A 9,432-nucleotide genomic window follows, 5' to 3' on the forward strand; every position below is an offset into this window, starting at 1 on the left:
GACGGTCACCTCCGCCGCGGTCCGTCCGTTCTATCAGGCAAAAGTTTCATGAACAAGGGATGGGTCGTCGTTCACGGGTAAAGCCGCTCCAGCCAGTGGGATGTTCACCGGGTTTCACACCGGCGTTACCGGGTCGATGCTTGACGCCGCGTGGAGCGGGCAGGCGGCATACACCGGTATTCATGAGCGGAGGGGGTTGACCATGACCAAGCGGCAGCGGGTCGTCGTCGTGGGAGGGGGGTTCGCGGGCTTCACCGCGGCGCGCACCCTCTCCAAGCTGGCGCGGGGCGCGATCGAGATCGTCCTGATCAACCCGACCGACTACTTCCTCTACCTCCCGCTGCTGCCCGAGGTGGCGGCCGGGATCCTCGACCCCCGCAAGGTCGCGATCCCGCTGGCGGGCATCTGCCCCGGGGTACGGCACCTGCTCGCCTCTGTCGACTCGGTCGACGTGGCCAACCGCCGGGTGCGCTGCACCGACGCCGAGGGCCAGAGCCGTGAGCTTGGCTACGACCGCCTGGTGCTCTCGGTCGGCAGCGTCAACAAGCTGCTGCCCGTCCCCGGGGTGGCCGAGCACGCGCACGGCTTCCGCAGCATCGCCGAGGCCCTCTACCTGCGCGACCACCTCATCCGGCAGATCGAGCTGGCCGACGCCTCCGACGACCCCGCCGAGCGCAGGGCGCGCTGCACGTTCGTCGTCGTCGGCGCCGGATACACCGGGACCGAGGTCGCGGCGCAGGGCCAGTTGCTGACCCTGGACACCCGGCGGCACCGGTCCGGCCTGCACGACCAGCAGATCCGCTGGATCCTGGCCGACCACGCGCCGCGCATCCTGCCCGAGCTGGACGAGCGGCTCTCCGACGTCGCCCACCGCACCCTGGCCGGTCGCGGGATGGAGATCCGCACCGGCACCAGCGTGGCCGAGGCGACCTCGGAGGGGGTCAGGCTCTCCGACGGGGAGTTCGTGCCGACCCGCTCACTGATCTGGTGTGTCGGCGTACGGCCCGACCCGCTGGTGGAGTCGCTCGGGCTGCCGACGGAGCGGGGCAGGCTGCTGGTCGACGAGTATCTCGGCGTGCCGGGCCATCCGGAGATCTTCGCCTGCGGGGACGCGGCGGCCGTACCCGACCTGACCAGGCCCGGAGAGTACACCACGATGACCGCCCAGCACGCCGTACGGCAGGGCAGGCGGGCGGCGCTCAACCTGGCTGCCTCCTACGGCAGGGCGGAGCGGGAGCCGTACCGGCACCATGATCTGGGGTTCGTGGTCGATCTCGGCGGGGTGAAGGCGGCGGCCGACCCGCTGGGGGTGCCGCTTTCCGGGCTGCCCGCAAAGGTGGTAACCCGGGGTTACCACCTGCTGGCCATCCCGGGAGGCAGGGCGCGCATCGCGGGCAACTGGCTGCTGGACGCGCTGCTGCCGCGCCAGACGGTCCAGCTCGACCTGGTGCGCGGGCAGGAGGTGCCGCTCGACTCCTCCTCGCCGTATCCCGTCCTGCCCGGGGAGCGATCGAAGGAGCACGCGGGCTAGGCGACTCCGCAGGGGGGTTCAGGGGCGGGCCGAAATTACCGTCGGCTCGGCCCTTGACTCATCTTCCCAGGCAAGTATCTTCCTATTTAGGAAACTTTCCTAAAGGAAAGGCCCGGCCGGCGCTTCCACCACTCCAAGAACCCCCCCTCGGAGGAATGAAGACGTGAAAGCCAGTAAGTGGGCAGCTGCCCTTTCCACAACCGCGTTGCTCACCACCGGAGTGCTGATGGGCACGGTCTCCGGCGCGAACGCGGCACCCGACAGCTGCACCACCTCCGTCTCCGGGTCCACCGGCGCGGCGACGGGATCGAGCTACTGCGCGAGCGGCACCGGGGAGCACCAGGTCTCCGTGGTGTTCCGGCACCTCAACCCGTGGATCCCCGGTCTCCAGCAGATCTCGGGGCCGTGGAAGCCCGCCGGGCAGACCTCCTCCGTCACGGTCGTCGGCACGATCGTCTCCGTCAGCGTCCTCAAGCGCTGACCCTCCCGTTCCACCGCCTCCGGGGCGTCACGCCACCCCCGGCAGAGCGGACGCCGGAGGACACGCTCCGGCCGCCACGCGGACGGCTCCGCCGTTCCCCGCGAGCCGTACCCCACGTGGCATCCCCCCACCTCTCCAGCCACCAGAGGAAACACACGTGAAGACACGTCTTCGGGCTCTCGCCCTGTCCGCGACGACCCTGCTCACCGGCGCGCTCCTGGTCGGCGGGGCCGCGGGTGCCAACGCCGCCCCCGACAACTGCACGGTCTCGACCTCGGGGTCCTACGCCTCCAGCTACTGCGCCTCGGGCAGCGGGCAGCATCAGATCGCCATCACCGTCCTGCACGCCAACCCCTCCGTCGGCTACGTCTACAACACCGGGCCGTGGGTCTCCGCGGGAGCCACCTCGACGGCCTACATCCCGCCGGGGACGATCGTCTCCATCCGCACCAACAAGCGCTGATCCCCCGTCCGTACGGCTGACGCACCCCCCGGACCATCACGATCCCGCCAGCCGGGACACCACATAGAGAAAAGGAACGGCCACCCCGACCGGGTGGCCGTTCCCGTTCTAGTTCTGGCTCTGGGCGTCCTCGTCCGCGAGCCACAGGTCGGGGCCGAAGACCTCGTAGTGGACGTCACGCGGCGCGACCCCCGCGCGGATGAGCTGGGTGCGCGCCCTGCGCATGAAGGGCAGCGGCCCGCACAGGTAGGCGACCGCGCCGTCGGGCACCCTGACGCCGTCCAGGTCGATCAGTCCGGTCCTGGCTCCCTCGGGAGCCCCGTCCTCGTACCACAGGAAGCTCTGCGCGCGGGGCAGTGACCCGAGGTGCTCGGCCGTCTCCTCGCGCAGCGCGTGGTTGACCGGGGAGCGGTCGGCGTGCAGCAGCATGACGGGACGCTCGGAGCCGGTCGCGGCCAGGTGGCCCAGCATCGCGGTGATCGGGGTGCACCCGATGCCCGCCGAGGCGAGCACGAGCGGGCGGTCGCCGTCCTCCAGGGTCACCTCGCCGAACGGCGCCGAGAGGGTCAGCTCGTCACCGGCCCTGACCGTGTCGTGCAGCAGGTTGGACACCTCGCCCGCGGGGACACCTTCGCCGTGCACCCGCTTGACGGTGATCCGCCGCAGGCCGTCCCGCCCACCGGACAGCGTGTACTGACGGAGCTGGTGAACACCGTCCGGCATCAGCACCCGGACGCTGACGTACTGCCCTGGCCGCGCCGGAGGGACCGGTTCTTCGCCGAGCGGCCGCAGCAGGAAGGAGGCCACCTCGGGTGTCTCCTCGCGGCGTTCGACGACGCTCCAGCGCCGCCAGGTGCTCTCCCCGTCCTCGGCCCCCGCCTCGGCGTACAGGCGGGCCTCCATGGCGATCAGCGCTCCGGCCATCAGCCAGTACACCTCGTCCCAGGCCTGTGCGACCTGCGGGGTCACGGCTTCTCCGAGCACGTCGGCGATCGCCCCGAAGAGGTATTTGTGCACGATGACGTACTGGTCCTGGGTCACTCCGACCGCGGCGTGCTTGTGCGCGATCCTGGCCAGCAGCCGGTCGGGACGCTCGTCGGGCCGGTCGAGCAGCGCGGTCGCGAACGCGGCGATGGACCCGGCCAGTGCCCTGCGCTGCTCACCGCTGGCCTGGTTGCCGCGGTTGAACAGGCCGTCGAGGAGCTCGGGGCGGTCGGCGAACATCGTGGCGTAGAACCGCGTGGTGATGGCGTCGAGCGAAGCTCCGATGACGGGGAGCGTGGCGCGGACGATCTCGGCGGACTCCGGGGAAAGCACGTGGCCTCCAGGGGAGGGACAGGGGTTAAATATTCATCTGATATGCAAATTAAAGCCCGTGATCCAACCTGCCGCTGAGGGCCGAAAGCCATCTCCCCTAGGGACGAAGGTCCCCCTCCTCCCGGCCCAGCAGGACGAGCACCGGACCGGTCGGGGAGGCCACCAGGGACTCCACGGTGATCGGGTCGAGCGAGGCGAAGAACGCCTCCCTGGCCTCGGCCAACGCCGTACGGAGCCTGCACGCCGCCCGCAGCGGGCACGGCGGGTCGTCCTCGCACCCGGCCAGGTCACCCCCGCTCTCCAGCGCGCGCACGATGCCGCCGATCGACGCGTTCCGCCCCGCGCCGGTGAGCCACAGCCCTCCCCCGCGCCCCCGCCTGGTCTCGACCAAGCCCAGCTCGACCAGGCGCGCCACCGCCTTCGCCGCGTGCGAGTACGGCACGGCCAGCGTCTGGGCGACCGTGCGGGTGGTCAGCAGCTCCTCGTCCCGCGCCACGGCCAGCCTCATCACGATGCGAAGCGAGATGTCGGTGAAGGCGGTCAGGCGCATGCCCTCACCGTAGGCCGTCACCTCCCCCGAATGGCCCGGGAACAGCGGAAACGGGGGAGAATCGGAGGGTGGAACGTACCAGGCGCGCCGGATGCTGAGGCTGGACCGGCTGGTCAACGTGCTCGGCGGCTACGGCGCCCGGCTGTGCTGCGCCCCGGCCTCCCGGGACGTCGAGCTGCGCAGCGTGGTCGTGCACGACCCGACCGACACCCGGCCCGCGACCGGTGACGTGTTCCTGTCCGTCGGCGTGGACTCGGCGGCCGAGGCGGTCCGCCTGGCACGGGCGGCGCGGGCCGTGGCGATGCTGGTGCGCGCGAGCCCGCCGCTCGACGAGGGCGTGCTCGCCGAGGCCGTCGAGGCCGGGATCGCCGTGCTGCTCGTCGAGCCCGAGGTCTCCTGGAGCCAGCTCTCCGGGGTGGTCTACGGCCTGGTGCTGGAAGGACGCGAGACCGACGCGGGCCGGGGGCCGACCGACCTGTTCGCCTTCGCCGACACCCTCGCCGCCGAGCTCGGCTCCGCGGTGACGATCGAGGACCAGATGTCCCGCGTCCTTGCCTACTCGGGCTCGCAGCAGACCGCGGACCCGGCCCGGCTTGAGACGATCCTGGGCAGGCGGGTGCCCGAGGCCGTGCGGCGGCTGTTCGAGGACAAGGGCGTCTTCGCCCACCTGGCGACCTCCGACGAGCCGCTGTTCGTCGGCCCCTCCCCCGAGCAGGGCATCAGGGGCCGCATGGTGGTCGCCGTGCGCGCGGGACGCGAGCTGCTCGGGTCGATCTGGGTCGAGTGCGAGCGCCCCCTGGCGGACCGGCGAAGGACGGTCCTGGCCGACGGGGCGCGGGCGGTCGCGCTGCACCTGCTGCGCTCCCGGGTCAGCGCCGACCTGGAGCGTCAGGTGGAGTCCGACCTCGTCATCCGCCTGCTTGAGGGTACGGCCGACGCCCACGCGGTGATCACCAGGCTCGGCCTGCCGAGGGGACGGTTCCGGGTGATCGCGCTCCAGGCGCACATCGCCGAGGAGCGGCACGCCGCGGCGCTGCTGGCCTTCGAGCGCGCGACCACCGGTTTCGGCTGGTCACGCCCTGGGCGCAGCACGCTGTTCGGCAACACCCTGTACACGCTGCTGCCCTGCGGCAACGACGTGACCCCCGCGCTCGACTGGCTCGCCGCGATGGTTCGGGTGCTGCCCCGGCAGGTCACCGTGCTCGCGGGCGTCGGCGGGGCGGCGGACCCGGCCCAGCTTCCCTCGTGCAGGCAGGAGGCCGACGAGAGCCTCGCCCTGCGGGCGGCCCGGCCCGGCGGCGGAGTCGCGGTCGTCTACGACGAGTCGTGGGACGAGATCCTGCTGCAGCGCCTGCGGGCCGCCGCCTCCGCAGGACGCGTCCCCTCCCGGGGACCGGTCGCCGACCTGACCAGGCACGACGCCGAGCACGGCACCCGGCACATCGCGACGCTGCGGGCCTGGCTCGAAGCCCAGGGGGACCTGGCGGCCGCGGCCGAGCGTCTCGGCGTGCACCCGAACACCGTGAGATACCGGCTCAGGAGGATGGCGGAGATCACCGACCTGCGGCTCGACGTGCCGGAGAAGCGGCTGGCGATGATCATCGCCCTGGCTGTCTGATCTCTGTTTTCCGCTCCGGTCTTTGTCGTTTCCGGTCAAACTCCCCCGGTCCACTTGTCCGGCGCCCACAGTTCGCTTCCGCCCCGTCCGGGCGATGCTCGGGTGACAGGCGCGACAGGCGCGGGAACCCTCGAAAAGTGGAGAAGTGGTCATGGGTGTCGGTGGTGGGCCGCGCACGGTCGTGGTGATCGGAGCCGGTGTGGTGGGCCTGTCCACCGCGTGGTTCCTGCAGGAGCGCGGGGTAGAGGTCACCGTCGTCGACCGCGACGGCGTCGCCGCGGGCGCCTCGTGGGGCAACGCGGGCTGGCTCTCCCCCGGCCTGGCGATCCCGCTCAACGAGCCGGGCGTCCTGAAGTACGGCCTGCGCTCCCTGCTCGACCCCCGCGCTCCGCTGCACGTGCCCGCGAGCCCCGACGTCAGGCTGTGGTCCTTCCTCACCCGGTTCGCGGCGAACTGCACCTGGCGGTCGTGGAACCGCGCCGTGCGGGCCAACCTCGCCTTCAACGAGGAGTGCCTTGAGGCGTTCGACGTGCTGACCTCCAACGGCGTCGAGGCCCCGACCATCAAGGCCCCCATCACCGCGGCCTTCGAGAACGTACGGCAGGCGACCGGCCTGCTGCACGAGCTGAGGCGCATCGACGGCTCCGGGCTGAAGATCGACTACACCGCGCTCGACGGCGACGCCCTGCGCGAGCAGGTGCCGCAGCTGTCTCCCAAGGTCCGGGCGGGCATCCGGCTCGACGACCAGCGCTACGTCGATCCAGGACACTTCACCCACTCGCTGGCCGAGGCCGTCGTCGCCAGGGGCGCCGTCATCCGCTCCGGCTTCCGGGTGACCGGGGTGCACGAGGAGGCAGGCGGCCTGGCCGTACGGTCCGGGGCGGGTGAGACCGTCGTCGCGGACGCCGTCGTCCTGGCGACCGGCGCCTGGCTGAACGGCCTCGGCGCCTCCTGGGGAGTGCGGGTCCCGGTGCGCGCGGGACGCGGCTACTCCTTCACGGTCCCCACCGAAAAGCCGGTTCCCGGCCCTGTCTACCTGCCCGCGGTGCGGGTGGCGTGCACGCCGTACCGGGGCGGGCTGCGGGTGGCCGGGACGATGGAGTTCCGTGACGCGGACGCCCCGCTCGACCGGGCGCGCATCGACGCGATCATCGCCTCGGCCAGGCCGCTGCTGTCCGGTGTCGCGTGGGACGGGCTCACCGACGCGTGGGTCGGCCCTCGGCCCGTGACCCCCGACGGCCGTCCCCTCGTCGGGGCGACGCGCGCGCCGGGCAGGTTCGTGGCGGGCGGGCACGGCATGTGGGGGCTCACCCACGGGCCGGTCACCGGGCGCATGCTCGCCGAGCAGATCACCACGGGCAAGCAGCCCGCCGCCCTGCGGGACTTCGACCCCGTCCGGTAGTGGGCGGGGCGTCAGGCGAGGGTGACCGTGACCGGCAGGTCCTTGATGCCGTTGACGAAGTTCGAACGGACGCGGCGTGGCTCACCGGCCAGCCTGATGTCGGAGACGCGGGGCAGCAGTTCCTCGAACATGACCCGCATCTCCAGCCTGGCGAGCGCGCTGCCCAGGCAGAAGTGCGGGCTGCCCTTGCCGAAGGTGATGTGGTCGTTGCCCGGACGGGTGATGTCGAAGCGGTAGGGGTCGTCGAAGACCCGTTCGTCCCGGTTGCCCGAGGCGAACCACATGACGACCTTGTCCCCCTCGCGGATCCGGGTGCCGTGCATCTCCACCTCACGCGTGGCCGTACGGCGGAAGTGGTAGACCGGGGAGGACCAGCGCAGGAACTCCTCGACAGCGCCGGGCATCAGCGACGGGTCCCGGCGCAGCCGATCGGCCTCGTCCGGGTTGTCGATCAGCGCGAGCATGGAGTGCGAGATCGCGTGCCTGGTGGTCTCGTTGCCCGCGACCACCAGCAGCAGGAAGTAGTTGTCGAAGTCGCGCTCCGACAGCGGCACCCCGTCCGCGGGCGACTCGTTGACGAGCCTGCTGACCAGGTCGGTGCCGTCGCCGCCGCGTCGCTGACGGGCCAGCTCGCGGCCGTACTCGAAGACTTCGAGCGAGGCGGGGCTGCGGAAGGGCAGGTCGCGGTACTTCTCGCTCTCCTGGCTGTGCAGCAGCACGTCCGCGTAGTCGAGGTCGGTGTTGCCGATGATCCGGTTGCCCCAGTCGATGAGCCGCTGGGTGTCGTCGTCGGGGACGTCGAGCATCCTGGCGAGCACGTTGATCGGGAAGTCGGCCGCGATCTCCCTCACGAAGTCGAAGGTGCCCTTGGCCAGGGCGGCGTCCAGGGTCCTGGCGGTCAGGCCGCGCAGGAACACCTCGTATCCGGCGATCGCGCGGGGCGTGAACTGACGCTGCAGGATGCGGCGGAGCACGCTGTGCCGTGGGCCGTCGGTCTCCATGAGGGAGCGGCGGATGGTGGCCTGGCGGTCGTCCACCTCTTCGAGGTTGGTGAACTTCGTCGAGGTGAAGGTCGCGGTGTCACGGTCGACGGCCACGACGTCGGCGTGACGGGTGACCGACCAGAAGCCGCTGCCGTACTCGCCCTCGTCCTGCCAGTGCACCGGCGCCTCGGCCCTGAGCACGTCGAACATGCGCCACGGGGTTTCGCCGTCAAGGAACCTGTCGTTGTCCGCGAGATCGACCTCGTCGAGGCGCATGGATCTCCTCCTGATGATCATCAGAACCGATGGGGCTTCCCGTCACTCCTGGACGGCGTCGCCCTCAAGCAGGTAGTAGGGACCCGCTTCGAGCAGGTAGTGATCGAACTCGACACCGGCCGAGAGGCCGTTCAGGATCGCGGCGTCCCACGCCCCCGAGCGCTCGGAGGCTCCTTCCACGGACTCCATGCTCATTGTGTCTCCTTTGATTCGCCTCGTTTGGCTGCGAACCATATGTTCGGAATCGGCGCCGAACAGGACGCAAAAGCCAGGGAAAAAATCCGCCTACGCGTAGATCTTCGCAGCTCAGGGCGGATCGTATGGGTCCGAACAAGTATAGGTCACCCCTGCGGGAACGCCCAGCCCCCTCCCCGATCCACGCGTGGGCGACGGGATCCACGGACCTGGACCTCCGGATTCGTTCGCGCCCATACGAACCGCATGGCCGGGATCGTATGCAGTCAAATGAACACGGCGCAAGGGTCCGCCCCCTCGGCGGCATGGGGTGGACACGTGCCGCACGCCGCCGGACGGCGACCCCCGCCCCCGACCTGCACGATCACCCTTTTTCCCGACATCTCAGGAAACGCCCCGCGAATGACACCCCGGCAGTTCATTTGAGTCCAAACGAAGTAAAAGTGTACAAAATTCTGTCTTGACCGTCATCACCGGCAGGCTCTAGCTTGTTTGGAGTCAAACGATCAACAGAAGCGGGTAGCGCGCCATGGGTCAGGTAGTCGGGGCGGGCCTGCTGGCCCACGTGCCCACCATCGTCCTTCCCGAGGCCACCCGGCGGGAACTCAACAACGGC

At 70.7% G+C, this 9,432-nt stretch carries 10 protein-coding genes; 5 read left to right on the top strand and 5 right to left on the bottom strand.

The annotated features are described in order from the left end of the window. The first annotated feature begins 202 nt into the window (after positions 1–202). The 3 genes from FHS44_RS15975 to FHS44_RS15985 all read left to right on the top strand — a co-directional run bounded on the left by FHS44_RS15975 (position 203) and on the right by FHS44_RS15985 (position 2,475). Positions 203–1,531 (top strand): NAD(P)/FAD-dependent oxidoreductase, encoded by a 1,329-nt coding sequence (locus FHS44_RS15975; RefSeq protein ID WP_184715103.1) that lies wholly within the window; start codon positions 203–205, stop codon positions 1,529–1,531. Positions 1,532–1,694: 163 nt separating this feature from the next. Next, complete coding sequence (locus tag FHS44_RS15980) at positions 1,695–2,012, top strand: hypothetical protein (RefSeq protein WP_184715105.1); 318 nt, start codon at positions 1,695–1,697, stop codon at positions 2,010–2,012. A 157-nt stretch (positions 2,013–2,169) separates the two neighbouring features. After that, entirely contained in the window at positions 2,170–2,475 is a 306-nt protein-coding gene (locus tag FHS44_RS15985) for a hypothetical protein (protein WP_184715107.1), read from the top strand. 108 nt (positions 2,476–2,583) lie between these two features. Here FHS44_RS15985 and FHS44_RS15990 read toward each other — a convergent pair whose 3' ends face one another. Together FHS44_RS15990 and FHS44_RS15995 are read right to left on the bottom strand one after the other, a co-directional pair. Next, entirely contained in the window at positions 2,584–3,792 is a 1,209-nt protein-coding gene (locus FHS44_RS15990; RefSeq protein WP_184715109.1) for a globin domain-containing protein, read from the bottom strand. A gap of 97 nt (positions 3,793–3,889) precedes the next feature. Beyond that, the gene (locus FHS44_RS15995) at positions 3,890–4,342 is read right to left on the bottom strand and encodes an RrF2 family transcriptional regulator (protein ID WP_184715400.1); all 453 of its coding nucleotides are present in this window, start codon (positions 4,340–4,342) and stop codon (positions 3,890–3,892) included. 91 nt (positions 4,343–4,433) lie between these two features. Between FHS44_RS15995 and FHS44_RS16000 the strand changes: the two genes are divergently transcribed. Both FHS44_RS16000 and FHS44_RS16005 read left to right on the top strand, forming a co-directional pair. Beyond that, entirely contained in the window at positions 4,434–5,960 is a 1,527-nt protein-coding gene (locus FHS44_RS16000; protein ID WP_184715111.1) for a PucR family transcriptional regulator, read from the top strand. Positions 5,961–6,111: 151 nt separating this feature from the next. Beyond that, positions 6,112–7,362, top strand: coding sequence for an NAD(P)/FAD-dependent oxidoreductase (locus FHS44_RS16005; RefSeq protein WP_184715113.1), 1,251 nt, complete (start codon positions 6,112–6,114; stop codon positions 7,360–7,362). 11 nt (positions 7,363–7,373) lie between these two features. On the opposite strand, the gene FHS44_RS16010 is transcribed toward FHS44_RS16005, so the two are convergent. The 3 genes from FHS44_RS16010 to FHS44_RS40180 all read right to left on the bottom strand — a co-directional run. Further along, positions 7,374–8,621 (bottom strand): cytochrome P450, encoded by a 1,248-nt coding sequence (locus FHS44_RS16010; protein WP_184715115.1) that lies wholly within the window; start codon positions 8,619–8,621, stop codon positions 7,374–7,376. A gap of 42 nt (positions 8,622–8,663) precedes the next feature. Beyond that, on the bottom strand, positions 8,664–8,816 hold the full coding sequence (locus FHS44_RS16015) for a hypothetical protein (RefSeq protein ID WP_184715117.1): 153 nt from the start codon (positions 8,814–8,816) through the stop codon (positions 8,664–8,666). A 418-nt stretch (positions 8,817–9,234) separates the two neighbouring features. After that, positions 9,235–9,432: hypothetical protein (locus tag FHS44_RS40180; RefSeq protein WP_221460710.1), on the bottom strand; the 198-nt coding region annotated here is incomplete at its 5' end.

Origin of the sequence: Streptosporangium saharense (assembly GCF_014203715.1) — a bacterium.
Taxonomy (GTDB): domain Bacteria; phylum Actinomycetota; class Actinomycetes; order Streptosporangiales; family Streptosporangiaceae; genus Streptosporangium; species Streptosporangium saharense.